Source organism: Streptomyces parvulus, assembly GCF_014648855.1.
Lineage (GTDB): Bacteria > Actinomycetota > Actinomycetes > Streptomycetales > Streptomycetaceae > Streptomyces > Streptomyces parvulus.
In genome coordinates, this window is record NZ_BMRX01000009.1 from 277,891 (window position 1) to 303,270 (window position 25,380).

Genomic DNA, 25,380 nt, shown 5'->3' on the forward strand with positions numbered 1-25,380 from the left:
TCAGACCGCCCTCATCAGCAGGGTCGCGGCGACGAGGACCGCCGCACCGCCGAACATCGAGACCGCGTAACTGCGCGCGAACCCGTTCTGCAGCTTGCGCATCCGTCCGGACAGGCCGCCGACCGAGGCCGCCGTGCCGTTGACGACCCCGTCGACCAGGGTGTGGTCGACGTAGACCAGGGAGCGCGTGAGGTGTTCGCCGCCGCGGACCAGGACGACGTGGTTGAAGTCGTCCTGGAGCAGGTCGCGCCGGGCGGCCCGGGTGAGCAGCGACCCGCGCGGGGCGACCGCCGGGACGGGACGGCGCCCGTACTGCGCCCAGGCGACCGCGACGCCGATCACCATCACGGCGACCGTCGAGACCGTCACCGTCAGGGCGCTGATCGGCGCGTGGCCGTGGTCGTGCCCGGTGATGGGCTCCAGCCAGTGCACGAACCGGTCGCCGATGCTGAAGAACGCGCCGCCGAACACCGAGCCGACGGCCAGCACGATCATCGGGACCGTCATGAGCTTCGGCGACTCGTGCGGGTGCGGAGGTTCGTACGCGCCGCGGGTCTCGGCGGCCGGCTCCACGTCGGGGGCGGCGGGCGACGGCGTCGGCGCCTTGCGCCAGCGCTCCTCGCCGAAGAAGGTCATCAGCATCACGCGGGTCATGTAGTACGCCGTGATGGCCGCGCCCAGCAGGGCGACGCCGCCGAGGATCCAGCCCTCGGTGCCGCCCTTGGCGAACGCCGACTCGATGATCTTGTCCTTGGAGAAGAAGCCGGACAGGCCCGGGAAGCCGATGATGGCGAGATAGCCGAGGCCGAAGGTGACGAAGGTGACCGGCATGTACTTGCGCAGTCCGCCGTAGCGGCGCATGTCGACCTCGTCGTTCATGCCGTGCATGACGGAGCCGGCGCCGAGGAACAGGCCGGCCTTGAAGAAGCCGTGCGTCACCAGGTGCATGATCGCGAAGACGTAGCCGATGGGGCCGAGGCCGGCGGCGAGCACCATGTAGCCGATCTGCGACATGGTCGAACCGGCCAGCGCCTTCTTGATGTCGTCCTTGGCGCAACCGACGATCGCACCGAACAGGAGCGTGACCGCGCCCACGATGGCGACGACCAGCTGCGCGTCGGGCGCGCCGTTGAAGATCGCGCCGGACCGGACGATCAGGTAGACGCCCGCGGTCACCATGGTCGCGGCGTGGATGAGGGCCGAGACCGGGGTCGGGCCCTCCATCGCGTCCCCGAGCCAGGACTGGAGCGGCACCTGGGCGGACTTGCCGCACGCGGCGAGCAGCAGCATCAGGGCGATCGCGGTGAGTTTGCCCTCACCGGCCGACCCCGCGATCCCGGCCTCGCCCTCGCCGCCGAGCACCGGCCCGAAGGCGAAGGTGCCGAACCAGAGGAACATCAGCATGATCGCGATGGACAGGCCCATGTCGCCGACGCGGTTGACCAGGAAGGCCTTCTTCGCGGCGGTGGCGGCGCTGGGCTTGTGCTGCCAGAAGCCGATCAGCAGGTAGGAGGCGAGTCCGACGCCCTCCCAGCCGACGTAGAGCAGCAGGTAGTTGTCGGCGAGGACGAGCAGCAGCATCGCCGCGAGGAACAGGTTCAGGTAGCCGAAGAAGCGGCGGCGGCGCTCGTCGTGCTCCATGTAGGAGACGGAGTACAGGTGGATCAGCGAGCCGACGCCGGTGATCAGCAGGACGAACGTCATCGACAGCTGGTCGAGCCGGAAGGCGACGTCGGCCTGGAAGCCCTCCACCGGGATCCAGCTGAACAGGTGCTGCGTCAGGGTGCGGTCCTCGGCGCCGCTGCCGAGCATGTCGGCGAAGAGGACCACGCCGATCACGAACGACGCGGCCGCCAGCAGTGTGCCGATCCAGTGGCCCACGGCGTCCAGCCGGCGGCCGCCGCACAGCAGGACCGCGGCACCGAGCAGGGGCGCCGCCACCAGCAGCGCAATCAGGTTCTCCACTTCAGCCCCTCACAGCTTCATCAGGCTGGCGTCGTCGACCGAGGCCGAGTGGCGGGAACGGAACAGGGACACGATGATCGCGAGCCCGACCACGACCTCCGCCGCGGCGACGACCATCGTGAAGAAGGCGATGATCTGGCCGTCGAGGTTGCCGTGCATGCGGGAGAAGGCGACGAACGCGAGGTTGCAGGCGTTGAGCATCAGCTCGATGCACATGAAGACCACGATCGCGTTGCGCCGGATCAGCACGCCGGTGGCGCCGATCGTGAACAACAGGGCCGCGAGGTACAGGTAGTTGACGGGGTTCACTTCGACGCCTCCTCGGACCGCCGGGAGTCGTCCGGCCCGGCCGCGCCGCGCTCCAGGCGCTCCTCGGCCCGCTGCTCCAGTGCCTTCAGGTCGTTGAGCGCGTCCGTCGACACGTCGCGGATCTGGCCCCGCTCGCGCAGGGTCCTGCTGACGGTCAGCTCGGACGGGGTGCCGTCGGGCAGCAGGCCCGCGATGTCGACCGCGTTGTGCCGGGCGTACACGCCGGGCGCCGGGAGCGGCGGGAGGTACTTGCCCTCGCGGACGCGGCGCTCGGCCAGCTCGCGCTGGGTCGCCGCCCGTTCGGTGCGCTCGCGGTGGGTGAGCACCATCGCGCCGACGGCCGCGGTGATGAGCAGCGCGCCGGTGATCTCGAAGGCGAAGACGTACTTGGTGAAGATGAGGGAGGCGATGCCCTCCACGTTCCCGTTCGCGTTGGCCTGGGCGAGGCCGGTGAACTCCGTCAGCGAGGCGTTGCCGATGCCGGCGATCAGCAGGATGCCGAAGCCGAGCCCGGAGACGAGGGCCAGCCAGCGCTGGCCCTTGATGGTCTCCTTGAGGGAGTCCGCCGCGGTGACGCCGACGAGCATCACCACGAACAGGAACAGCATCATGACCGCGCCGGTGTAGACGACGATCTGCACGATGCCGAGGAAGTAGGCGCCGTTGGCCAGGTAGAACACCGCCAGGACGATCATGGTCCCGGCGAGGCAGAGCGCGCTGTGCACGGCCTTCCGCATGAAGACGGTGCACAGGGCGCCGATCACCGCGACCGTGCCGAGGATCCAGAACTGGACGGCCTCTCCGGTGGAGGTGCCCGCGGAGAGGGTGGCCGCGGCGGCGAGCTGTGCGCTCATCGGCGGATCACCTCCTCCGACGCCGGTTCGGTCCCGCCGAAGGTCGAGTCGCCCTCCTGGACCACCTCGCCCTTGGAGTGCGCGACCTGCTGCTCGGTGCCGGGGGCCGCCTCGGTCACCAGGCCCCGGTAGTAGTCCTGCTCGTCCGTGCCCGGGTAGATGGCGTGCGGCGAGTCGACCATGCCCTCCTCCAGGCCGGCCAGCAGCTGGTCCTTGGTGAAGATGAGGTTGGCGCGGCTGGAGTCGGCCAGCTCGAACTCGTTGGTCATCGTCAGCGCGCGCGTGGGGCACGCCTCGATGCACAGGCCGCACAGGATGCAGCGGGCGTAGTTGATCTGGTAGACGCGGCCGTACCGCTCGCCCGGGGAGTAGCGCTCCTCGTCGGTGTTGTCCGCGCCCTCCACGTAGATGGCGTCCGCGGGGCAGGCCCAGGCGCACAGTTCGCACCCGACGCACTTCTCCAGGCCGTCCGGATGGCGGTTGAGCTGGTGCCGTCCGTGGAAGCGCGGAGCGGTGGTCTTCTGCTGCTCCGGGTACTGCTCGGTGAGCCGCTTCTTGAACATGGCCTTGAAGGTCACGCCGAAGCCGGCCACGGGGTTCTGGAAACCGGGGTTGGTCTCCTTGGGTTCCTCAGCCATCGGACGCCTCCTTTCCATCCGTAGATCCGCCGGCAGGTCCGTCACTCTGAGTATCGGGCCCGCCACTGACAATCAGCTCCCGCTCCCGGCGCGGGCGGCGTCGTGGCACCGGCGGCAACTCCTGTCCGGGCATCGGCGGTACGGGGAATCCGCCGGCCATCGGGTCGAAGGCGGCGGGTTCCTCGACGGGCGCCGCCGCCCGCCTGCCCTTCTCGCGGAAGATGTCCGCGACGAAGGACAGCAGCAGCAGGGCCAGGACGCCGCCGCCGACGTAGAGGGCGATGTCGGCGAAGTCGTAGTTCTCGTTGCGCAGCGCCCGCACGGTCGCGACCAGCATCAGCCAGACCAGCGAGACCGGGATGAGGACCTTCCAGCCGAGCTTCATCAGCTGGTCGTAGCGCACGCGCGGGAGCGTGCCGCGCAGCCAGATGAAGAAGAACAGCAGCAACTGGACCTTGACCGTGAACCAGAGCAGCGGCCACCAGCCGTGGTTGGCGCCCTCCCAGAAGGTGCTGATCGGCCACGGGGCCCGCCAGCCGCCCAGGAACAGCGTGGTGGCGACCGCCGAGACGGTCACCATGTTCACGTACTCGGCGAGCATGAACATCGCGAACTTGATCGACGAGTACTCGGTGTTGAAGCCGCCCACCAGGTCGCCCTCGGACTCCGGCATGTCGAAGGGGGCGCGGTTGGTCTCGCCGATCATCGTGACGATGTAGAGGATGAAGGAGACCGGCAGCAGCACGATGTACCAGCGGTCGCCCTGCTGCGCGACGATCTCCGAGGTGGACATCGACCCGGAGTAGAGGAAGACCGAGGCGAACGCGGCGCCCATGGCGATCTCGTAGGAGATCATCTGGGCGCAGGAGCGCAGTCCGCCGAGGAGCGGGTACGTCGATCCGGAGCTCCAGCCCGCCAGCACGATGCCGTAGATGCCGACCGAGGCGACCGCCAGGATGAACAGCATGGCGATCGGCAGGTCGGTGAGCTGCATCGCGGTGCGGTGGCCGAAGATCGAGATCTCGTTGCCGGCCGGTCCGAAGGGGATGACGGCGATCGCCATGAAGGCCGGGATGGCCGCGACGATCGGCGCGAGGACGTACACCGCCTTGTCGGCGCGCTTGACGATCAGGTCTTCCTTGAGCATCAGTTTGATGCCGTCGGCGAGCGACTGGAGCATGCCCCAGGGGCCGTGCCGGTTCGGGCCGATGCGCAGCTGCATCCAGGCGACGACCTTGCGCTCCCACACGATGGAGAACAGCACGGTCACCATCAGGAAGGCGAAGCAGAACACCGCCTTGACGACGACCAGCCACCACGGGTCGGTGCCGAACATCGAGAGGTCTTCAGCGGCGAGGTACGGGCTCATCCCTCCACCTCCTTGGGGGCCTCGCCGGCGGACGCCGCCGGACCGATGCGGACGAGGGACCCGGGCAGCGCACCGGCGTCGGAGGCGACGCCCTGACCGGCCGAGTTCAGCGGGAGCCAGACCACGCGGTCGGGCATCTCGGTCACCTGGAGCGGAAGGGCGACGGCGCCGGCCGGCCCGGTCACGGTCAGCAGCTCGCCGTCCTCGACGCCGGCCTCCGCGGCCGTGGCGGCCGACACGCGCGCGTGCGCGGCGTGCCGGGTGCCGGCCAGCGCCTCGTCGCCGCGCTGGAGCAGGCCCTGGTCGAGCAGCAGCCGGTGTCCGGCCAGGACGGCCTCTCCGGCGGCCGGCCGGGGCAGGGCGCTCGCCGACTGCACCGGCTCACCGGCCGCCGGCCCGCCCCAGGAGCCGAGCCGGTCGATCTCCGCGCGCGTGGTGCGCAGGTCCGGCAGGCCGAGGTGGACGTCCATGGCGTCGGCCAGCATCTGCAGGACGCGGCCGTCGGTGGGCGCGACACGGCGGGTCATCTGGTCGGGCTTGAGCGCCGCCTCGAAGAAGCGCACCCTGCCCTCCCAGTTGAGGAAGGTGCCGGGCTTCTCGGCGACCGCGGCGACGGGCAGCACGACGTCCGCGCGTTCGGTGACCTCGCTGGGCCGCAGCTCCAGCGACACCACGAACCCGGCCTCGTCCAGTGCCGCACGCGCGCGTGCCGGGTCGGGCAGGTCGGCGACCTCCACGCCCGCCACCAGCAGCGCCTGCAGTTCGCCCCGGGCCGCGGCCTCGACGATCTCGCCGGTGTCCCGGCCGTAGCGGTGCGGGAGGTCGGCCAGGCCCCAGACCGCGGCGACCTCCTCACGCGCGCGCGGGTCGGTCGCCGGGCGGCCGCCGGGCAGCAGCGACGGCAGTGCGCCGGCCTCGATCGCGCCGCGCTCCCCGGCCCGGCGCGGGATCCACACCAGCCGGGCGCCGGTCGCCGCGGCGGTCCGCACGGCGGAGGTGAGGCCCCCGGCCACGGACGCCAGCCGCTCGCCGACGACGATCACGGAACCCTCGGCGCGCAGGGCCTCGGACGCCTGGCTGCCGCCGTCCTCAAGGCCGACGCCGCTCGCGAGGGCGTCCAGCCACTCGGTCTCGGTGCCGGGCGCGGCCGGGAGCAGGGTGCCGCCGGCCTTCTCCAGGCCCCGGGTGGCGTGGGTCGCCAGCGAGAAGACCCGCTGTCCGTGACCCCGCCAGGCCTTGCGCAGCCGCAGGAAGACGCCGGGCGCCTCCTCCTCGGCCTCGAACCCGACCAGCAGCACCGCCGGCGCCTTCTCCAGCACGGTGTAGGTGACGCCGGTGCCGTCGAGGTCGCGGCCGCGGCCGGCGATCCGGGCGGCCAGGAAGTCGGCCTCCTCGGCGCTGTGCACGCGCGCGCGGAAGTCGATGTCGTTCGTGTCGAGCGCCACGCGCGCGAACTTGCTGTACGCGTAGGCGTCCTCGACGGTGAGCCGGCCGCCGGTCAGCACGCCGGTGCGGCCCCTGGAGGCGAGCAGGCCCTGCGCGGCGATCTGGAGCGCCTCCGGCCAGGAGGCCGGTTCGAGGTCACCCTCGGCGTTGCGCACCAGGGGGGTGGTGAGCCGGTCCCGCTGCTGCGCGTACCGGAACCCGAACCGCCCCTTGTCGCAGATCCACTCCTCGTTGACCTCGGGCTCGTTGGCCGCGAGGCGCCGCATGACCTTTCCGCGCCGGTGGTCGGTGCGGGTCGCGCAGCCGCCGGAGCAGTGCTCGCAGACCGACGGCGAGGAGATCAGGTCGAAGGGCCGGGAGCGGAACCGGTAGGCGGCCGAGGTGAGCGCGCCGACCGGGCAGATCTGGATGGTGTTGCCGGAGAAGTACGACTCGAAGGGGTCGCCTTCGCCGGTGCCGACCTGCTGGAGCGCGCCCCGCTCGATCAGCTCGATCATCGGGTCGCCCGCGATCTGGTTGGAGAAGCGGGTGCAGCGGGCGCAGAGCACGCAGCGCTCCCGGTCGAGCAGCACCTGCGTGGAGATGGGCACGGGCTTCTCGTAGGTCCGCTTCTTGCCCTCGAACCGCGAGTCGGACTGGCCGTGCGACATCGCCTGGTTCTGCAGCGGGCACTCGCCGCCCTTGTCGCAGACCGGGCAGTCCAGCGGGTGGTTGATGAGCAGCAGCTCCATCACACCGTGCTGGGCCTTCTCCGCGACGGGCGAGGTGAGGTGGGTCTTGACCACCATGCCGTCGGTGCAGGTGATGGTGCAGGACGCCATGGGCTTGCGCTGGCCCTCGACCTCGACGATGCACTGGCGGCAGGCGCCGGCCGGGTCGAGGAGGGGGTGGTCGCAGAACCTCGGGATCTCGATGCCGAGCTGCTCGGCGGCCCGGATGACCAGGGTGCCCTTGGGCACGCTGATCCCGACGCCGTCGATCGTCAGCGACACGAGGTCCTCGGGCGGGACCGCCGCCTCTCCCCCGCCGGAGGGAGCGCTGGTGGTCACGGTCATGCGTTCACCTCCGTACGGTGGTCGGCCCAGGCCGTCGACCTGGCCGGGTCGAAGGGGCAGCCGCGGCCCGTGATGTGCTGCTCGTACTCCTCGCGGAAGTACTTGAGCGACGAGAAGATCGGCGAGGCGGCGCCGTCGCCGAGGGCGCAGAAGGACTTGCCGTTGATGTTGTCGGCGATGTCGTTCAGCTTGTCGAGGTCGGACATCACGCCCTTGCCGGCCTCGATGTCGCGCAGCAACTGCACGAGCCAGTACGTGCCTTCACGGCAGGGGGTGCACTTGCCGCAGGACTCGTGGGCGTAGAACTCGGTCCAGCGGGTGACGGCGCGCACGACGCAGGTCGTCTCGTCGAAGCACTGGAGCGCCTTGGTGCCGAGCATGGAGCCGGCGGCGCCCACCCCCTCGTAGTCGAGGGGGACGTCGAGGTGCTCGTCGGTGAACATCGGCGTCGAGGAGCCGCCCGGCGTCCAGAACTTGAGCCGGTGGCCGGGCCGCATGCCGCCGCTCATGTCGAGCAGCTGGCGCAGGGTGATGCCGAGCGGGGCCTCGTACTGGCCGGGGCCCGCGACGTGGCCGCTGAGCGAGTACAGCGTGAAGCCCGGGGACTTCTCGCTGCCCATCGACCGGAACCATTCCTTGCCCTTGTTGAGGATGGCGGGAACGGAGGCGATCGACTCGACGTTGTTCACCACGGTGGGGCAGGCGTAGAGGCCCGCGACGGCGGGGAAGGGGGGACGGAGCCGCGGCTGGCCCCGGCGGCCCTCGAGCGAGTCGAGCAGTGCGGTCTCCTCACCGCAGATGTACGCGCCCGCGCCCGCGTGCACGGTGATGTCGAGGTCGAGTCCGCTGCCCAGGATGTTCTCGCCGAGGAAGCCGGCCGCGTAGGCCTCGCGCACGGCCTCGTGCAACCGCCGCAGCACGGGGACGACTTCACCGCGCAGATAGATGAAGGCGTGCGACGACCTGATGGCGTGGCACGCGATGATCATGCCCTCGATGAGGCTGTGCGGGTTCGCGAAGAGGAGCGGGATGTCCTTGCAGGTGCCCGGCTCCGACTCGTCGGCGTTGACGACGAGGTAGTGGGGCTTGCCGTCGCCCTGCGGGATGAACTGCCACTTCATGCCCGTCGGGAAGCCGGCGCCGCCGCGTCCGCGCAGACCGGACTCCTTGACGTACGCGATCAGGTCGTCCGGCGCCATCGCCAGCGCCTTGCGGAGCCCCTCGTACCCCTCGTGCCTCCGGTAGACGTCCAGCGTCCAGGACTCGTCCTCGTCCCAGAAGGCCGACAGCACGGGTGCGAGCAGCTTCTCCGGGCTGCTGCCCTTGATCTCGGCGGCCACGGTCATCACTCCCCCTCCTCGGCGGTGGGCCCTGCCGGATTGGCCGGGTCGGACGCCGACGTGTCCTGCGGCGCGTCGTGCGAGCTGAGGTGTTCCGTCGGTGACGGCTCGTGCACGTCCCGGTCCGGCGCGGCGTCGTGCGGTCCGCCGTCGCGCGGGTGCACCACGCGCGCGGGTGACGTCTCGCCCTTGGCCAGCCGGAGGCCGGCCAGGGAGGCGGGGCCCGCGCTGCCGCCGGCCGCGACGGCGCCGTCCCGCTCGTCGGGGAAGCCGGCCAGGATGCGGGCGGTCTCCTTGAAGGTGCACAGCTGCGCGCCGCGCGTGGGGGTCACCGGGCGGCCCGCGCGCAGGTCGTCGACGAGGCCGCGGGCGCTCTGCGGGGTCTGGTTGTCGAAGAACTCCCAGTTGACCATCACGACCGGCGCGAAGTCGCAGGCCGCGTTGCACTCGATGTGCTCCAGGGTGACCTTGCCGTCTCCGGTGGTCTCGCCGTTGCCGACGCCCAGGTGCTCCTGGAGGGACTCGAAGATGGCGTCGCCGCCCATGACCGCGCACAGGGTGTTGGTGCAGACGCCGACCTGGTAGTCGCCGCTCGGCCGGCGCCGGTACATGGAGTAGAAGGTCGCGACGGCGGTTACCTCGGCCGTGGTCAGGCCGAGCGCCTCCGCGCAGAACCGCATGCCGGTGCGGGTGACGTGGCCCTCCTCCGCCTGCACGAGGTGCAGCAGCGGCAGGAGGGCGGACCGGGAGTCCGGGTAGCGGGCGATGACCTCGCGCGCGTCGGTCTCGAGCCGGGCCCGGACGTCGTCCGGGTAGGCGGGCGCGGGCAGTTCCGGCATGCCCAGGCTGACGCCCCGCTCCGAAGAAGAGGTGGTCACCGGTCGACGCCTCCCATCACGGGGTCGATGGAGGCCACCGCGACGATGACGTCGGCGACCTGGCCGCCCTCGCACATCGCCGCCATGGCCTGAAGGTTGGTGAAGGACGGGTCGCGGAAGTGGACCCGGAAGGGGCGGGTGCCGCCGTCGGAGACGACGTGCACGCCCAGTTCGCCCTTGGGCGACTCGACCGCCGTGTACGCCTGGCCCGGCGGCACCCGGAAGCCCTCGGTGACCAGCTTGAAGTGGTGGATCAGGGCCTCCATGGAGGTGCCCATGATCTTCTTGATGTGGTCGAGGGAGTTGCCCAGTCCGTCCGGTCCCAGGGCGAGCTGGGCGGGCCAGGCGATCTTCTTGTCGGCGACCATGACCGGGCCGGGCTCCAGCCGGTCCAGGCACTGCTCGACGATCCTGAGCGACTGGCGCATCTCCTCCAGCCGGATCAGGAAGCGGCCGTAGGAGTCGCAGGTGTCGGCGGTCGGGACGTCGAAGTCGTACGTCTCGTAGCCGCAGTAGGGCTGGCTCTTGCGCAGGTCGTGCGGCAGGCCGGTGGACCTGAGCACCGGGCCGGTGGCGCCGAGGGCCATGCAGCCGGCCAGGTCGAGGTAGCCGACGTTCTGCATGCGGCCCTTGAAGATGGGGTTCCCGGTGGCGAGCTTGTCGTACTCCGGGAGGTTCTTCTTCATCTTCTTGACCAGCTCGCGCATCTGGTCCACGGCACCGGGCGGCAGGTCCTGGGCGAGGCCGCCGGGGCGGATGTACGCGTGGTTCATCCGCAGGCCGGTGATGAGCTCGAAGATGTCGAGGATCAGTTCGCGATCGCGGAAGCCGTAGATCATGATCGTGGTGGCGCCCAGCTCCATGCCGCCGGTGGCGATGCACACCAGGTGCGAGGAGAGCCGGTTCAGCTCCATCAGCAGGACGCGGATGACCGAGGCCCGGTCGGGGATCTGGTCCTCGATGCCGAGCAGCTTCTCGACGCCCAGGCAGTACGCCGTCTCGTTGAAGAACGGCGTCAGGTAGTCCATGCGCGTCACGAAGGTGGTGCCCTGCGTCCAGGTCCGGTACTCGAGGTTCTTCTCGATGCCGGTGTGCAGGTAGCCGATGCCGCAGCGGGCCTCGCTGACCGTCTCGCCGTCGATCTCCAGGATCAGGCGGAGCACGCCGTGCGTGGACGGGTGCTGCGGGCCCATGTTGACGACGATGCGCTCGTCGTCGGCGCGGGCGGCGGACTGGACGACCTCGTCCCAGTCGCCGCCGGTGACCGTGTAGACGGTGCCCTCGGTGGTCTCCCTGGGGGAAGCGTGCGAAGTGCTCACGAGTACGACCTCCGCTGGTCCGGAGCCGGGATCTGGGCGCCCTTGTACTCGACGGGGATGCCGCCGAGGGGATAGTCCTTGCGCTGCGGAAAGCCCTGCCAGTCGTCCGGCATCATGATCCGCGTGAGGGCCGGGTGGCCGTCGAAGACGATGCCGAAGAAGTCGTAGGTCTCCCGCTCGTGCCAGTCGTTGGTCGGGTAGACCTCGAACAGCGACGGAATGTGCGGGTCGGCGTCGGGGGCGCTGACCTCGAGGCGGATCAGCCGGTTGTGGGTGATCGAGCGCAGGTGGTAGACGGCGTGCAGCTCGCGGCCCTTGTCGTGCGGGTAGTGGACGCCGCTGACGCCGGTGCACAGCTCGAAGCGCAGGGCCGGGTCGTCGCGCAGGGTGCGGGCGACGCGGACCAGGTGCTCGCGCTCGATGTGGAAGGTCAGCTCGTCGCGGTCGACGACCGTCTTCCCGATGGCGTTGTCGGGGAGCAGTCCCTGCTCCTCCAGGGCGCCCTCCAGCTCGTCGGCGACCTCGTCGAACCAGCCGCCGTAGGGCCGGCTCGCCGGTCCGGGCAGGCGGACGGAGCGGACCAGGCCGCCGTACCCGGAGGTGTCGCCGCCGTTGTTGGCGCCGAACATGCCGCGCTGGACGCGGATCTCCTCGCCGCCCCGGCCGCGCTGGCCCGGCAGGTTCTCCGCGGAGAGGTCCTTCTCGGGGTTCACCCCGTCCGCGTCACCGGGGGTGTTGTTGGCGTCGCTCACCGCAGCAGCCCCTTCATCTCGATCGTGGGCAGGGCCTTGAGCGCCGCTTCCTCCGCCTCGCGGGCCGCTTCCTCCGCGTTCACCCCGAGCTTGGAGCTCTGGATCTTCTGGTGGAGCTTGAGGATGGCGTCCATCAGCATCTCGGGCCGCGGCGGGCAGCCGGGGAGATAGATGTCGACCGGGACGATGTGGTCGACGCCCTGGACGATGGCGTAGTTGTTGAACATGCCGCCCGAGGAGGCGCAGACCCCCATGGAGATGACCCATTTCGGGTTCGGCATCTGGTCGTAGACCTGCCGCAGCACCGGCGCCATCTTCTGGCTGACCCGGCCCGCGACGATCATCAGGTCCGCCTGCCGCGGAGATCCGCGGAAGACCTCCATGCCGAAGCGCGCCAGGTCGTAGCGGCCGGCGCCGGTGGTCATCATCTCGATGGCACAGCAGGCGAGTCCGAACGTGGCGGGGAAGACGGACGACTTGCGCACCCAGCCCGCGGCCTGCTCGACGGTGGTCAGCAGGAAGCCGCTCGGCAGTTTTTCTTCAAGTCCCATGTCAAAGGCCCCTCAGTCCCATTCCAGGCCGCCGCGCCGCCATACGTACGCGTACGCGACGAAGACGGTGAGCACGAAGAGCAGCATCTCCACGAGCCCGAAAATCCCCAGGGCGTCGAAGGTGACGGCCCAGGGGTAGAGGAAGACGATCTCGATATCGAAGATGATGAAGAGCATCGCCGTCAGGTAGTACTTGATGGGGAAGCGCCCGCCGCCGGCCGGCGTGGGGGTCGGCTCGATGCCGCACTCGTAGGCCTCGAGCTTCGCCCGGTTGTACCGCTTCGGACCGATCAGCGTGGCCATGACCACGGAGAAGATCGCAAAGCCTGCCCCGAGGGCTCCCAGTACGAGGATGGGCGCATAAGCGTTCACCGCTCCTCGCTCCTCTCAGTCGGCACTGACTGCATGGGGGTCCCCCCTGGTCGAGCGGAGCCGAGACCTGGGGGAGGTTGCACTGGACTCGCAGCCGCCCCAACAGCCCCACGAGCCCCGCTCGTCCCGGCGAAGATCGCGAACATGTGAAGCAGGTCACAAGCCCAACTGCTTCGCATCCTATGCCCGCCGCTCTGTGATCTGCGACACGGGGTATTGCACAAGCTTTGTGATCTCCACCACCTGACGAACGATCATGAAGTCGGATGAGCGGTGATCTTCACACAAGAAGCGTTCAGCTGATCACCAGAGGTGACATTTTTGATCGTCGCCGCTGGCCAGAGGGGGTCGGCGCGGGGCGTCTCCATATCAAGATGCTTCCCTTGCATGCAAATTGGCGTTGGACGGGGTGGCTTGATAGAGGGCGCGTTCACACGTCGGGGGGAGGGCGGGGTGCGATGTGGACACGTGCACGCGTTCACGAGCACCCCGGGCGCGACGAGACGCAGCCGCCGGGGTAACCGTTCCGTGACCTGCGCCACATCGATGAGAGGCGCATGAGAACCGGGCTTGGCCAACTGAACCAACCAGTGGTAGGCGCGGGGCAATTCGGGCGTAATGATCAAAGACCGTGATCACAGGCCTGATATGGACAGTCCGCAATGTCCGTTACGGCGTCAATAAAGAGCGACACGCCCGGCATTCGGCGGCTCGATTGAACAACTGTGGCGCAGCCCACGTTTCTTGAAGGTATGGAGGAGCTACTGATACCGGTTGTCCCTATGTCCCACACCGCTCACATACGCAGCCACCGGAAGCCCCGCCGCAGCGCGTCGAAAATCGCGATGCGGGCCGGAGTTGCCGGTGGCGTCCTCAGCACCCTGGCAGTCGCCGGTGCGTCGGGGTCGGCCAACGCGGCCGAACCGGTGACGCAGACCCTCGAACTGCCCACCCTGACGGCCGATCTGTCCGCTCAGGTCGCCCAGTCCGCGGACGTCACGCAGCAGGCGGCGTCGAGCTACGAGCTGCGTGCCGAGCGCGACGCGGCCGCCGCGAAGGCCGCCAAGCAGGCCAAGGCCGACCTCGCCGAGGCCAAGAAGAAGGCCGCGGAGGCCAAGAAGAAGGCCGAGGAGGCCGAGCGCAAGGAGGCCGCCGAGCGCGCCGCCCGCAGCGCCGAGCGCACCACCCTCAGCGCCTCCGCGGACACCGGCACGTCCAGCAGCTCCGACAGCGGCACCAGCACCTCCACCGCGACCGGTTCGGCCGCCGCGGTCGTCGCCTTCGCGCAGGCCCAGGTCGGCAAGGCGTACGTCTCCGGCGCCACCGGCCCGTCCGCCTACGACTGCTCCGGTCTCGTGCAGGCCGCCTTCAAGCAGGTCGGCATCAGCCTCCCCCGCGTCTCCCAGGACCAGTCGACGGCCGGCACCCAGGTCGGCCTGGACAGCCTCCAGCCGGGCGACATCCTGTACTGGGGCGGTGCGGGCAGCGCGTACCACGTGGGCATCTACGTCGGCGACGGCATGTTCGTCGGCGCGCAGAACTCCTCCACGGGCGTCGTCCAGAAGACGCTCGACTACGACCCGCCGAGCGGCGCGGTCCGCGTCCTGTAGCACTCGGGCACATCCGTACGAAGGGCCGCGGCCGCTCGGGGGCCGCGGCCCTTCGGCATGCCGGAAACGGCCCGGGGCCGACACCGCCCCCTGGCATGCTCGGGCGCGGGCCGGCGCACCGCCGGCCCGTTCGCGAGCCGGAGGAGAACGTCATGCCCAGTGTGTTCGTACAGGGGCGGCCCGTCGCCGCGTATCCGCCGCTCGCGCCCGAGGCCGGGCGCGGGTCGGTGCGGCGCGTCACCGAGGTCGGCGAGGAGGTGCTGCACAAGCCCTGCCGGGACGTCACGGAGTTCGGTCCCGACCTGGCCGCGCTCATCGACGACATGTTCCGCACGATGTACGTCGCCGAGGGGGCCGGACTGGCGGCCAATCAGGTCGGGGTCGGCCTGCGGCTGTTCGTCTACGACTGCCCGGACGACGACGGTGTCCGGCATGTCGGACACATCGTGAACCCGGTCCTGGAACCCCTCGCCCCGGCCGCGCGCCGGCTGCTGGAGGAGGGCGAGGGCTGCCTGTCGGTGCCGGGCGCCGTCGTGGCCGTACCGCGGCCCGACCGGGCCGTCGTGCACGGCCGGGACCGGGACGGCGAGCCGCTGCGCGTGGAGGGCACCGGCTACTTCGCCCGCTGCCTGGCCCACGAGACCGACCACGTGAACGGGCGGGTCTATCTGGACCGGCTTTCCACGCGTGAGCGGAAGGCCGCGTTGCGGCGGTCGGCGGACCGGCGCGCGGAGGTTCTCGCGCGCCGGGACGTCAACGCCCGCGCCCTCGACGAGGGGCGCGAGGGCTGATCAGGCCTTCGGCGCGACCTTGCTCAGTCCGTTGATGATGCGGTCCATCGCGTCGCCGCCCGTCGGGTCCGTCAGGTTGGCGAGCATCTTGAGGGTGAACTTCATCAGGACGGGGTGGGTGAGGCCGCGCTGGGCCGCGATCTGCATCACCTTCGGGTTGCCGATGAGCTTCACGAAGGCGCGGCCCAGCGTGTAGTAGCCGCCGTAGGTGTCCTTGAGGACGCGCGGGTAGCGCTGGAGGGCGGTCTCCCGCTGGGCCGGCGTGGCCCGCGCGTGCGCCTGGACGATGACGTCGGCGGCGATCTGGCCGGACTCCATGGCGTAGGCGATGCCCTCGCCGTTGAAGGGGTTCACCAGGCCGCCGGCGTCGCCGACCAGGAGCAGGCCCTTGGTGTAATGGGGCTGGCGGTTGAAGGCCATGGGCAGGGCGGCGCCGCGGATCGGGCCGGTCATGTTGTCCGGGGTGTAGCCCCAGTCCTCGGGCATGGACGCGCACCAGGCCTTGAGGATCTCGCGCCAGTCCAGGTCCTTGAAGGAGGCGGAGGTGTTCAGCACGCCGAGGCCGACGTTGGAGGTGCCGTCGCCCATGCCGAAGATCCAGCCGTAGCCCGGCAGCAGGCGGTCCTGGGGGCCGCGGCGGTCCCACAGCTCCAGCCAGGACTCCAGGTAGTCGTCGTCGTGGCGCGGCGAGGTGAAGTACGTGCGGACCGCGACGCCCATCGGCCGGTCCTCGCGGCGATGCAGGCCCATCGCGAGCGACAGCCGGGTGGAGTTCCCGTCGGCGGCCACGACTAGCGGCGCGTGGAAGGTGACCTCGCGCTTGTCCTCACCCAGCTTGGCGTGCACGCCCGTGATGCGACCGGTGCGCTCGTCGACGACGGGGGCGCCGACGTTGCAGCGCTCGTACAGGCGGGCGCCGGCCTTCTGGGCCTGCCGGGCGAGCTGCTCGTCGAAGTCGTCGCGCTTGCGGACGAGCCCGTAGTCCGGGAAGGAGGCGAGATCCGGCCAGTCCAGCTGGAGCCGGGAGCCGCCGCCGATGATGCGCAGGCCCTTGTTCCGCAGCCAGCCCGCCTCCTCGGAGATGTCGATGCCCATGGCGACGAGCTGTTTGACCGCGCGCGGGGTCAGGCCGTCGCCGCAGACCTTCTCCCTGGGGAACGCGGTCTTCTCCAGCAGCAGGACGTCCAGTCCCGACTTGGCCAGGTGGTAGGCGGTCGTGGAGCCGGCCGGCCCGGCGCCCACGACGATGACATCGGCGGTGTTCTCGGAGAGCGGCTCGGTCTCGACGGTCACGGCGGGATCTCCCCAAGTTCGAAATCTGCGTGCCGACCGGCACTGGACATGGGCAGTCTATTCAGCGTCACCGATCACCCGGCTGAAGGGCTGCCCTGTGAACCGAGCTGCGCCCGTCGTACGGCTGCGCGTCCCCACCGACGAGGACGCCGTGGCCTGGCACCGGATCTTCGCCGACCCGGACGTCATGGAGTTCCACGGCGGCCGTGCCGCGGAGTTGTCCGTCTACGAGGAGCTGACCGCCCGCCAGCGCCGGCACGACGCCGAGCGGGGTTTCTGCCTGTGGACCATGGTGGACGGGTCCGGGCGGGTCATCGGCTTCACCGGCGCCCAGCCGTGGCCGGGCGACTGGGGGCCCAAGGGCGAGATCGAGATCGGCTGGCGGCTCGGACGGGCGCACTGGGGCAAGGGGTACGTCACGGAGGCGGCCCGGCAGACGCTGGAGCGGGTGCGGGGCGCGGGTGTGGCGGAGGTGGTCGCGATGGTCAACGCCCGCAACGCGCGCTCCATCGCGGTGACGGAGCGGCTGGGCATGCGGCTCGCCGAGGTCTTCACCATCCCCGGCTCCGAGAGGCGGGGCCACTGCTACCGCCTGAACCTCCACCAAGGGTGACGCGGTGTAGTCGACTGTCACAGAAAGCCACTTGACGCTTCCGGGCGGTGCCGGGCGGGACTACGCTGCCGGGTACCGCTGGGGGTGACGTCCGTGCGCCTGGTACCCGAGGAACCCGAAGTCCACGTACCGCGCCTGGTCGGCCTGATGGCCGTGGACGCGCGGGAGACGGCACGCGCGCGGGGCCTGTCTCTGTACGCGTCCGACCGGCCCGATGTGCGCCTCGCCGTCGTCGACCACGTCGTACGCCAGTTTCCGCAGCCCGGTGCCCGGGTGCCGCGGGACTCGACGGTGTACGTGTGGTTCGACTTCGGGGAGGGCGAGGGCGGCGGAGGCATCCGCGAACCGCGGGTGCCGTGGCCGCCGGCCGGCGGGCTCCGCCGGGAGCTGGCGGAGCCGGCCGAGCCCGGGGTGGAGCCGCTCGGGGCGGCGCCCGGCGGGTCGCCCCGCTGTGCGGTCCTCAGCTCCTTCTGAAGCCCCGGTGCCGTGCGGTCTCAGCTCTCCTTGAAGCCCCGGTGCAGCGCCACCACGCCGCCCGTCAGGTTCCGCCACGCCACCTTCGACCAGCCCGCCTCGCCCAGCCGCCGGGCGAGCGACGGCTGGTCGGGCCAGGCGCGGATCGACTCGGCGAGGTAGACGTACGCGTCCGGGTTGGACGACACCGCGCGGGCCACCGGCGGCAGGGCGCGCATCAGGTACTCGGTGTAGACGGTCCGGAACGGCGTCCAGGTCGGGTGCGAGAACTCGCAGATGACCACGCGGCCGCCGGGCCGCGTCACCCGGTACATCTCGCGCAGCGCCGCGTCCGTGTCCTGCACGTTGCGCAGCCCGAAGGAGATGGTGACCGCGTCGAAGACGTCGTCGGCGAACGGCAGCCGCGTCGCGTCGCCCGCGGTGAACGGCAGCCACGAGTGCCGCTCCTTGCCGACCTGGAGCATGCCGAGGGAGAAGTCGCAGGGGACGACGTAGGCGCCGGAGCGCGCGAAGGGCAGCGAGGAGGTCGCCGTGCCGGCCGCGAGGTCCAGGACCTTCTGCGCGGGCCGGGCGTCGACGGCGCCGGCCACCTCCCTGCGCCACGCCCGGTCCTGGCCGAGCGAGAGCACGGCGTTCGTCAGGTCGTACCGCCGCGCGACGTGGTCGAACATCGAGGCGACTTCGTGCGGCTGCTTGTTCAGGCTGGCTCGGGTCACCCGGCCATTGTGGCAGGCGGCCCCCGGCGGCTACGCGCGCCGGTGCACCAAACGGCCGCCCACGACGGTGGCCACGCACGCCGAGGCGCCCTCCCGCACCAGCGCCGCCCGGTCGGGCACGTCGAACACCGCGAACCGCGCTGGCTTCCCGGCGGCGAGGGCCGGCAGCAGCACCAGGGGCACGGGCGAGAACGCGGCGGGGCCGGGCAGCGTCGCCGGGCGCCCGGCCAGGGCGAGTCCCGCCCGGCGCACGGCGTCCAGGGCCCCGCGCCCGCGCAGTTCGCCGGCGACCGCGACCGTGCCGTGCGCCAGCATGCGCTGCACGCCGCGGCGCGCGCTGGCGCCCCGGGCGGAGGGGGAGCTGTCGAGCAGGGCCCGCGCTCGCTCACCGAACAGCGGCTCGGTGCCGAGCCGGTCCGCCTCGCGCGGGTCGGGGTGGTAGGCCTGCTCCAGGAGTTCGGGGCCGTACGGGTTGAGCAGGCCGGGCGTCAGGATGCCGGGCCATCGTCGCAGCCGCGCGCCCGGGTGGGCGGCGGCCAGTTCCTCGTAGGGGCCGACGGCGGCGAGATGCGCGCCGTCGACCAGGACCGCCGCCTCGGGCGAGGCCTCGGCGACGTGGATCGTCGTGGGCACGGTGACCTCAGTTGGGCGCGAGCAGCTTCAGTTCGGGGTGGGCGGTGCCGCCCTCGATCGCCGTGGACGAGATGTGTGAGACGACGCGCTCGTCGACCGGGTCGTTCGCCGGGTCGTCGTGCACGACCAGGTGCTCGTAGGTCGTGGCGCGCTGCGCCGGGACGCGGCCCGCCTTGCGGATCAGGTCGATGATCTCCAGCCGGTTGGAGCGGTGCTTGGCGCCGGCCGACGACACCACGTTCTCCTCCAGCATGATCGACCCGAGGTCGTCGGCGCCGTAGTGCAGGGAGAGCTGGCCGACCTCCTTGCCGGTGGTCAGCCAGGAGCCCTGGATGTGGGCGACGTTGTCCATGAACAGCCGGGCGATGGCGATCATCCGCAGGTACTCGAAGAGCGTCGCCTGGGTGCGGCCCTTCAGGTGGTTGTTCTCCGGCTGGTAGGTGTACGGGATGAAGGCGCGGAAGCCGCCGGTGCGGTCCTGCACGTCCCGGATCATGCGCAGGTGCTCGATGCGCTCGGCGTTGGTCTCGCCGGTGCCCATCAGCATCGTGGACGTCGACTCCACGCCGAGGCCGTGTGCGATCTCCATGATCTCCAGCCAGCGCTCGCCGGACTCCTTGAGCGGCGCGATGGCCTTGCGCGGGCGCGCGGGGAGCAGCTCGGCGCCGGCACCGGCGAAGGAGTCCAGCCCGGCGGTGTGGATGCGCTGGATCGCCTCCTCCACGGAGACCTTCGAGATCCGCGCCATGTGCTCGACCTCGCTCGCCCCCAGGCTGTGGATGACGAGCTGCGGGAACTCCGCCTTGATGGCCGCGAAGTGCTTCTCGTAGTACTCCACGCCGTAGTCCGGGTGGTGGCCGCCCTGGAACATGATCTGCGTGCCGCCCAGCTCGACGGTCTCCGCGCAGCGGCGCAGGATGTCGTCGAGGTCGCGGCTCCAGCCCTTCTTGGTGTCCTTGGGAGCCGCGTAGAAGGCGCAGAACTTGCACGCCGTGACGCACACGTTCGTGTAGTTGATGTTGCGCTCGATGATGTACGTCGCGATGTGCTCCGTACCCGCGTACCGGCGCCTGCGTACGGCGTCGGCGGCGGCGCCCAGCGCGTGCAGCGGGGCGTCGCGGTAGAGGTCGAGCGCCTCTTCCGGGGTGATCCGCCCACCGGCGGCGGCGCGGTCGAGGATGGGCTGAAGGTCGGCCTTCTCGGTCACCGGCGTCCCTTTCGCAAGGTTCGTAAGGGTTGTGGACGGACCTGCCCAGCGTACGCCAGGGGGTTCGGGGGTCCGTGGTCAGGCCGCGTACGCACCGGCCAGTACGCCGAGGAAGGCGCCCGCGATCAGGAACGGCCCGAACGGGATGGCCGTCTTGCGGCTCGCGCGGCGGGCGACGAGGAGGGCGCCGCCGTAGAACGCGCCGAGCAGGAACCCGGCGAAGGTGCCCAGCATCAGGGTGGGCCAGCCGTACCAGCCGAGGACGGCACCGGCCGTGAGGGCCAGCTTCACGTCGCCGAAGCCCATGCCGGCCGGGTTGATGAGGAACAGCAGGAGGTAGCCGGCGCCGAGGGCGAGGGCGCCGAGCAGGGCGGTCGTCCACTCCCCCGCGTGCTCGGGCAGGAGGGCGGCGAGGCCCAGCAGGGCGAGCGCGGCGCCGGCGAGCGGCAGGGTTAGGGGGTCGGGCAGCCGCCGCACCTTCAGGTCGACGGCCGCGAGCAGGACACCCGCGGGCGCGAGCAGCAGCCAGACGGCCAGCTCCGGGCGGACGCCGGTGGCGGCGGCGAGAGCGGCGCAGACGAGGGCGGTGACGAGGGCGAGGGGGGTGGCGCGGGGGCCGTAGACCGCCTGGCCGGCCGGACGGGGGCCGGAGGACGGGTCGCCTGTCGGACGGGGGCCGGAAGACGGGTCGCCCGCCGGACGGGGGCCGGATGCCGGATCCCCTGCCGGACGGGAGCGGGAGGCCGGATCCCCTGCCGCAGGGGGGCCGGAGGACGACTCGCCCGCCGGACGGGGGCCGGAAGACGGGTCGCCCGCCGGACGGGGGCCGGAGGCCGGATCCCCTGCCGGACGGGGGCGGGAGGCCGGATCCCCTGCCGGACGGGAGCGGGAGGCCGGATCCCCTGCCGCAGGGGGGCCGGAGGACGACTCGCCCGCCGGACGGGGGCCGGAAGACGGGTCGCCCGCCGGACGGACGCCGGAGGCCGGATCCCCTGCCGCACGGGGGCCGGAGGACGGCTCGCCCGCCGCGCACTGCCCGCACCGGGCCCGTCCCAGCCAGCCGCGCACCGGATGCCCCTGGGGGCACCGCTCGCGCCATGCCTCCCCCGACGGGGCGGAGAACCGGTAGGCGGCGCGCGGCAGCAGCGCGCCCGTCGCCGCGCCCCAGAGCGCGGCGACGAGCACGACCAGGAGGCCGAGGTCCACGCCGATGTCCGTCCGGACCATGTCGGCCGGCCGGGTCAGCCCGCTGCCGCGACGCCGTCGCGCCAGGTCGGCAGCAGTTCGTCGAGCAGCGCCTCGGTGCGCGGCGGCAGCCCGCGCGCCCCGCTGCGGCCGATGAGGTCGGCGGCGAGGGCGCGCAGCCGGTCGGCGTCGTCGGTGGCGTGCGTGGCGCGCAGCAGCTCGTGCCACAGGCGCTCGTCGGCCGGGGCCGTGCGCAGCGCGGCGTTCAGCGCCTCGATGGCCTTCTCCGCGCGGTCGCGCTCCAGGTGGAACTCGGAGAGCGCGAGCCCGGTGTCCGCGACCAGCAGCGGCAGCTGGGCGTCGATGATCTCGTGGGTGAGCCAGCGGTAGCGGCCCTCGGGCCGGTCGGCGAGCAGCGGCCCGCGCACCAGCACCAGCGCGTCGGTGAGCAGCCGGCCGCGCACCTGGCGGCTGTCGACGCCGCGGCCCTGGGTGGCCTCGTAGTAGAGGGAGCGCAGGACGTCGAGGTCGGAGACGACGGACTTGGCGAGCGTGAGCCGGCCGGTGGCGTCGGTGCCGAGCCGCGGCGTGCCGTCCGGGTCGCTGCCCAGCCAGGCCCGCAGCCGCTCCAGGAGCGCGTCGCGCACGTCCTCGGTCACGCCCCGCGGCCACAGCGCGGAGGCCAGCACGCGCGGGTGGACACCCTCGCGGTGCAGCAGGAGCAGCGCCAGCGCCTCGTGCAGCTGCGCGCTGCGCTCGCCGTCGGGCGCGTCCAGGCCGATGATCTCGTACGACCCGACCAGCCGCGCGTACACCGCGGGCCGCCCCTGCTCGCTGATGTCGACGAGGAACGGCGGGGTGTTGGCCGGTCCGCCGGGGCCGCGCTCGGGGTCGGCGTCACTGAACAGCTCGACCACGGCCCGCTGCTGCGCGACCGGCAGCAGCTGCGCCTCCAGCTCGAGCCCGAGGAGCGGGGCGAGCAGCTTCCCGTCCCCGGTGATCTCCATCTCCCAGGCGGCGCCCGGCAGATCGGTCCCGCCGGTGCCGACGAGGTAGCCGATGCCCAGGCGGCCCGCGTCGGCGGCGAGTTCGGCGAGGCGCAGGGCGTCCTCGTCGGACGGCTGTGCGGCGAGCAGGACGAGGTGCGGCGCCCAACGCGTGTGCTGGGCGGGCCCGGTGCGGCCGGTGAGCACGGAGTCGTGCCCGGCGGCGCCGAGCGCGCCGCGCCGCTGGCGGGTCTCGGCGGACATGGTCTCGAAGAGGTCCTCGAAGCCGTCGAGGTGCCGTATGCGGTTGGGCGCGAGCGGCGTGAGGTCGTCGCCGAAGCCGACCAGCGTGATGGTCATGCGGTCCGACCAGCCGTTGGTGGCCAGCTCGGCGGCGACCGACGCGAACACGGCGGCCCGGTCCTGCTCCGCGCCGCTCAGCGATACGAGGCCGGGCACGGCCTCCAGGTTGAGCAGCAGCCGGGAGTCGTCCATGGTGCCGAGGCTGACGAGGCCGGGGTAGGGGGCCGCGGTCTCGGCGTCCTCGTACCGCTCGGCGTCGGCGCGGGCCAGCATCCAGAAGGTCTGGTCCTGCCCGACCTGCCAGGGCGTCGGCGGCTTCCCGGCGGGCTGGGCGAGCTGCAGGTGGAGGTCGCCGTTGCCGCCCATCCAGGCCGCGTAGACGACCGGCAGGGGTCGGGACTCGGCGGCGAGGGATGCGGCCAGCCCGCGCAGCGAACGGTCAAGCAGGCGTACGCCGTCGGGGTCGGCGCCGACCAGCAGCGCGTCCTGTACGTCCTGGGCGTCGCCGGTCGGGGTGGGCGGCTCCATGCCGCGCCGGCCGCCGACGGCACCGAGCGCCGAGTGCCACAGCGCCTGCCGGCGCCGGCGGCCGAGGGCGCCGAGCAGACCGGCGGCGAGCAGCGGGGCGGCGAGCAGGGCCTCGGGGAGCCCGAAGGAACGCCCGGACTCCTCGGCGGCGGGGGTGGCGTGCTGTCCGCCGGCGGCGGGGCCGGGTGCCGGGGTCGCGGGGGTGACCGGCGTCGCGGGACCGGGGGCGGGCCGCTGCTCGGGCAGGGAGACGTGGGCGTCCCCGCCTCCCTGGGCTCCGCCACCGCCTTGGGCGTGGTCGCCGCCCGTCCGCGCGTAGTCGCTGATTTGCTGCTGCACCTGTTCCGAGACGTTCGGCGCCTCGTCGGGCATCTCGACCAGCTCGCCGCCGCGGGCGTCGCCGGGCATCTCCATGATCCAGCCGGGCCGGATGAGGGACGCCTCGGACAGCTTGGACCCGTCGGGCTGCACGCGGTCCTTGTTCAGCTCGAAGATCTCCTTGTACCGGCGTCCGTCACCGAGGTGCCGTTCGGCGACCTCCCAGAGGGAGTCGTGGTGGCGCCCCTCGGGGGGCTGGATCCGGTAGTACTTCGTGTCGCCGCTCGCGGCCGTCGCTCCCCCGTCGGCACGGGCGGCGGCCTGGCCCGCCTGTCCGGCCTGCTCGGCGAGGGCGCTCGCGGTGGAGGCGGCCTGCTCCTGCTGCTGGGCGAAGAGTCCCGGCGTCTGCTGGGCGGCGGCGACGGCCGGCTTCTGGTTGCCCTCCAGGCTCTGGCCGAGCTGGGACAGGCCCGGGGTGAGGCTCGCGGCGGTGGCGCCGACGAGCAGCAGGGCGGCGACGAGCTGCCGGGCCAGCAGCTGACTGGGTCCGGATCCCGGCACCCGCCCCGGCACCCCTACGCCGGACAGGGCGGCCTTGACCTCGACGAGCACGCAGGCGGTGAACTGGGCCCAGGCGAGCCAGACGATGACGGTGAGGATGTGCAGGAAGGTCTGCACGGTGATCTCGCGCTGGAGCCAGTCCAGTCCGGGCGCTCCGTCGGGCAGCGGCCAGCCGACCGTCACGGCCAGCGCGAGCGGCACGCCGGCGACCAGCACGAGCAGCACCGCGAACGCGAGGAACGCCTTGACGAAGTCCCCGAACGAACGCCGCCGCACGCGCACGGGCTGGGGCGTGCGGTTCCTCGGCGCCGCCGGGCCGGCCGAGGGAGCCGTCGAGCTGCTGGAGGAGCTTGAGGTGCGGCGTCGCGGCATGGGCGGAGTCCTGGGTCGAGGCCGTGGGCGGCGAAGCCCGCCGGGGCGTTGGGTATGAGGGGTGTGCTGAGCCTACAGAGATCTTATGGACTGCCGCCGACAGCGTCGAAGGCCCGGTGGAAGAGGGAGGAACAACTTCCGCCCGCTCCACGCCCTTTACCCCCTTTCGTCGCCCGCCTCTTCACATCCCCCACACAACCCCCCGAAACCGGTCAGGCCCCCCGCACGGCCCACTGATAGCTTCGTTCCCTGTCGCAACGCTTACCCAGGGGGAACACCGTGGCCCGCAGAGCCGTCACCATGACCACCGCCGCCGCCTTCACCGCGACGGCGACCCTGCTCCTGACCGCCTGCGGCGGGGGCGACGAGTCCTCGCCGGAGGACATCAAGGGGGCGGGGGGCGGGAGCCCTTCGGCGTCGGCGTCGGCGTCTTCCTCTACGCCGCCCGGCGTTGACCGTCCGGTGGTCAAGCTGCCGAGTAGCTTCGAGTTGACCTTCGAGGACTGGACGAGCGGAGACGCTCGGGAGCAGGCCGTACTCAACGACGCCAAGGAAGAACTACGGGCGGGATACGCAGCGATCATCGCCAATGACCCGGACAGTGAAGCCGTCTCGTTCTACGACACCGACTCCGGCCGTGCGCAGAGCAAGAAGTGGATCAAGTCGTACACGGACAAGAACGTAACGGTCATCGGCAAGCTGCCGGTCTTCTATCCCAAGGTAACCCTGCTCAAGGACGGCACCACGGCCTCTCTTGGCTACTGCACCGACGAGAGCGAGGCACGCACCAAGCACCGGAAGACCGGCCAGGTCGAAGGCAACGCCCCGGAGATGGACCCCGAGGTCTACTACCTGGTCACGCTGCGAAAGAGCAGCGAGGGCGTGTGGCAGAACTCGTCCGTCCGCTCGGAGCGGGGGAAGTGCGCGAAGTGAGGGCTCGAC

Annotated in this window: 22 protein-coding genes and 1 pseudogene; 5 read left to right on the top strand and 18 right to left on the bottom strand. The window is 71.6% G+C overall.

The annotated features are described in order from the left end of the window. Genes nuoL through IE108_RS19595 form a run of 12 tightly spaced genes read right to left on the bottom strand, consistent with a single transcriptional unit; the run spans position 1 to position 12,848 of the window. Positions 1–1,965: an NADH-quinone oxidoreductase subunit L gene (gene nuoL, locus IE108_RS19540; RefSeq protein WP_064729269.1), complete on the bottom strand. Its 1,965-nt coding sequence runs from the start codon at positions 1,963–1,965 to the stop codon at positions 1–3. A gap of 9 nt (positions 1,966–1,974) precedes the next feature. Beyond that, positions 1,975–2,274, bottom strand: a complete 300-nt coding sequence (gene nuoK / locus IE108_RS19545; protein ID WP_003974374.1) for an NADH-quinone oxidoreductase subunit NuoK — start codon at positions 2,272–2,274, stop codon at positions 1,975–1,977. Then, complete coding sequence (locus IE108_RS19550) at positions 2,271–3,128, bottom strand: NADH-quinone oxidoreductase subunit J (protein WP_064729268.1); 858 nt, start codon at positions 3,126–3,128, stop codon at positions 2,271–2,273. The genes nuoK and IE108_RS19550 overlap by 4 nt, the downstream gene beginning before the upstream one ends. Then, entirely contained in the window at positions 3,125–3,766 is a 642-nt protein-coding gene (gene nuoI, locus IE108_RS19555; RefSeq protein ID WP_064729267.1) for an NADH-quinone oxidoreductase subunit NuoI, read from the bottom strand. Before nuoI ends, IE108_RS19550 begins: the two co-directional genes overlap by 4 nt. After that, positions 3,759–5,135 (bottom strand): NADH-quinone oxidoreductase subunit NuoH, encoded by a 1,377-nt coding sequence (gene nuoH / locus IE108_RS19560; RefSeq protein ID WP_064729266.1) that lies wholly within the window; start codon positions 5,133–5,135, stop codon positions 3,759–3,761. Before nuoH ends, nuoI begins: the two co-directional genes overlap by 8 nt. Beyond that, entirely contained in the window at positions 5,132–7,636 is a 2,505-nt protein-coding gene (locus IE108_RS19565; protein ID WP_064729265.1) for an NADH-quinone oxidoreductase subunit G, read from the bottom strand. The genes nuoH and IE108_RS19565 overlap by 4 nt, the downstream gene beginning before the upstream one ends. Continuing rightward, entirely contained in the window at positions 7,633–8,985 is a 1,353-nt protein-coding gene (nuoF, locus tag IE108_RS19570) for an NADH-quinone oxidoreductase subunit NuoF (RefSeq protein ID WP_181849477.1), read from the bottom strand. The genes IE108_RS19565 and nuoF overlap by 4 nt, the downstream gene beginning before the upstream one ends. Further along, complete coding sequence (nuoE, locus tag IE108_RS19575; RefSeq protein ID WP_064729263.1) at positions 8,982–9,854, bottom strand: NADH-quinone oxidoreductase subunit NuoE; 873 nt, start codon at positions 9,852–9,854, stop codon at positions 8,982–8,984. The genes nuoF and nuoE overlap by 4 nt, the downstream gene beginning before the upstream one ends. Beyond that, positions 9,851–11,173 carry an NADH-quinone oxidoreductase subunit D gene (locus IE108_RS19580; protein WP_064729262.1) on the bottom strand — a complete coding sequence of 441 codons (1,323 nt, stop codon included), beginning with the start codon at positions 11,171–11,173 and terminating at the stop codon, positions 9,851–9,853. The genes nuoE and IE108_RS19580 overlap by 4 nt, the downstream gene beginning before the upstream one ends. Further along, positions 11,170–11,925: an NADH-quinone oxidoreductase subunit C gene (locus IE108_RS19585; protein WP_064729261.1), complete on the bottom strand. Its 756-nt coding sequence runs from the start codon at positions 11,923–11,925 to the stop codon at positions 11,170–11,172. Before IE108_RS19585 ends, IE108_RS19580 begins: the two co-directional genes overlap by 4 nt. After that, positions 11,922–12,476: a NuoB/complex I 20 kDa subunit family protein gene (locus IE108_RS19590; RefSeq protein WP_018528252.1), complete on the bottom strand. Its 555-nt coding sequence runs from the start codon at positions 12,474–12,476 to the stop codon at positions 11,922–11,924. Before IE108_RS19590 ends, IE108_RS19585 begins: the two co-directional genes overlap by 4 nt. A 12-nt stretch (positions 12,477–12,488) precedes the next feature. Further along, on the bottom strand, positions 12,489–12,848 hold the full coding sequence (locus IE108_RS19595) for an NADH-quinone oxidoreductase subunit A (RefSeq protein ID WP_003974383.1): 360 nt from the start codon (positions 12,846–12,848) through the stop codon (positions 12,489–12,491). 782 nt (positions 12,849–13,630) lie between these two features. Here IE108_RS19595 and IE108_RS19600 point away from each other — a divergent pair. Both IE108_RS19600 and def read left to right on the top strand, forming a co-directional pair. After that, a complete protein-coding gene (locus IE108_RS19600; protein ID WP_079163624.1) occupies positions 13,631–14,458 on the top strand; it encodes a C40 family peptidase in 828 nt (275 codons plus the stop codon). A 152-nt stretch (positions 14,459–14,610) separates the two neighbouring features. Further along, entirely contained in the window at positions 14,611–15,249 is a 639-nt protein-coding gene (gene def / locus IE108_RS19605; protein WP_064731914.1) for a peptide deformylase, read from the top strand. Here the strand turns inward: def and IE108_RS19610 are convergent, their stop codons facing one another. Then, positions 15,250–16,542, bottom strand: a complete 1,293-nt coding sequence (locus IE108_RS19610; protein ID WP_064729259.1) for a geranylgeranyl reductase family protein — start codon at positions 16,540–16,542, stop codon at positions 15,250–15,252. It lies immediately after the preceding gene. 97 nt (positions 16,543–16,639) lie between these two features. Here IE108_RS19610 and IE108_RS19615 point away from each other — a divergent pair, with 97 nt between their 5' ends. Then, positions 16,640–17,155: a GNAT family N-acetyltransferase gene (locus IE108_RS19615; RefSeq protein WP_064729258.1), complete on the top strand. Its 516-nt coding sequence runs from the start codon at positions 16,640–16,642 to the stop codon at positions 17,153–17,155. Between the two features lie 93 nt (positions 17,156–17,248). Further along, positions 17,249–17,629, top strand: coding sequence for a PASTA domain-containing protein (locus tag IE108_RS19620; protein WP_064731913.1), 381 nt, complete (start codon positions 17,249–17,251; stop codon positions 17,627–17,629). A gap of 20 nt (positions 17,630–17,649) precedes the next feature. Here the strand turns inward: IE108_RS19620 and IE108_RS19625 are convergent, their stop codons facing one another. The 5 genes and pseudogenes from IE108_RS19625 to IE108_RS19645 all read right to left on the bottom strand — a co-directional run bounded on the left by IE108_RS19625 (position 17,650) and on the right by IE108_RS19645 (position 24,438). After that, positions 17,650–18,345: a demethylmenaquinone methyltransferase gene (locus tag IE108_RS19625; protein WP_064729257.1), complete on the bottom strand. Its 696-nt coding sequence runs from the start codon at positions 18,343–18,345 to the stop codon at positions 17,650–17,652. 30 nt (positions 18,346–18,375) lie between these two features. Continuing rightward, positions 18,376–18,978, bottom strand: coding sequence for an imidazolonepropionase-like domain-containing protein (locus tag IE108_RS19630; RefSeq protein WP_064729256.1), 603 nt, complete (start codon positions 18,976–18,978; stop codon positions 18,376–18,378). Between the two features lie 7 nt (positions 18,979–18,985). After that, positions 18,986–20,185, bottom strand: a complete 1,200-nt coding sequence (gene mqnC, locus IE108_RS19635) for a cyclic dehypoxanthinyl futalosine synthase (protein ID WP_064729255.1) — start codon at positions 20,183–20,185, stop codon at positions 18,986–18,988. 78 nt (positions 20,186–20,263) lie between these two features. Then, positions 20,264–20,920 (bottom strand): annotated as a pseudogene (locus IE108_RS35250) (prepilin peptidase); the annotation flags it as partial. Positions 20,921–21,426: 506 nt separating this feature from the next. Then, a complete protein-coding gene (locus tag IE108_RS19645; protein WP_229852164.1) occupies positions 21,427–24,438 on the bottom strand; it encodes a BTAD domain-containing putative transcriptional regulator in 3,012 nt (1,003 codons plus the stop codon). Positions 24,439–24,738: 300 nt separating this feature from the next. Here IE108_RS19645 and IE108_RS19650 point away from each other — a divergent pair, with 300 nt between their 5' ends. Beyond that, on the top strand, positions 24,739–25,371 hold the full coding sequence (locus IE108_RS19650) for a hypothetical protein (protein ID WP_064729253.1): 633 nt from the start codon (positions 24,739–24,741) through the stop codon (positions 25,369–25,371). Positions 25,372–25,380: the final 9 nt, after the last annotated feature.

Excerpts from the sequence above, each read along its gene's own strand:
- IE108_RS19550 (WP_064729268.1), bottom strand. The coding sequence starts at position 3,128 with ATGAGCGCACAGCTCGCCGCCGCGGCCACCCTCTCCGCGGGCACCTCC.
- nuoI (WP_064729267.1), bottom strand. The coding sequence starts at position 3,766 with ATGGCTGAGGAACCCAAGGAGACCAACCCCGGTTTCCAGAACCCCGTG.
- nuoH (WP_064729266.1), bottom strand. The coding sequence starts at position 5,135 with ATGAGCCCGTACCTCGCCGCTGAAGACCTCTCGATGTTCGGCACCGAC.
- IE108_RS19565 (WP_064729265.1), bottom strand. The coding sequence starts at position 7,636 with ATGACCGTGACCACCAGCGCTCCCTCCGGCGGGGGAGAGGCGGCGGTC.
- IE108_RS19590 (WP_018528252.1), bottom strand. The coding sequence starts at position 12,476 with ATGGGACTTGAAGAAAAACTGCCGAGCGGCTTCCTGCTGACCACCGTC.
- IE108_RS19600 (WP_079163624.1), top strand. The coding sequence starts at position 13,631 with ATGTCCCACACCGCTCACATACGCAGCCACCGGAAGCCCCGCCGCAGC.
- def (WP_064731914.1), top strand. The coding sequence starts at position 14,611 with ATGCCCAGTGTGTTCGTACAGGGGCGGCCCGTCGCCGCGTATCCGCCG.
- IE108_RS19645 (WP_229852164.1), bottom strand. The coding sequence starts at position 24,438 with ATGCCGCGACGCCGCACCTCAAGCTCCTCCAGCAGCTCGACGGCTCCC.
- IE108_RS19650 (WP_064729253.1), top strand. The coding sequence starts at position 24,739 with ATGACCACCGCCGCCGCCTTCACCGCGACGGCGACCCTGCTCCTGACC.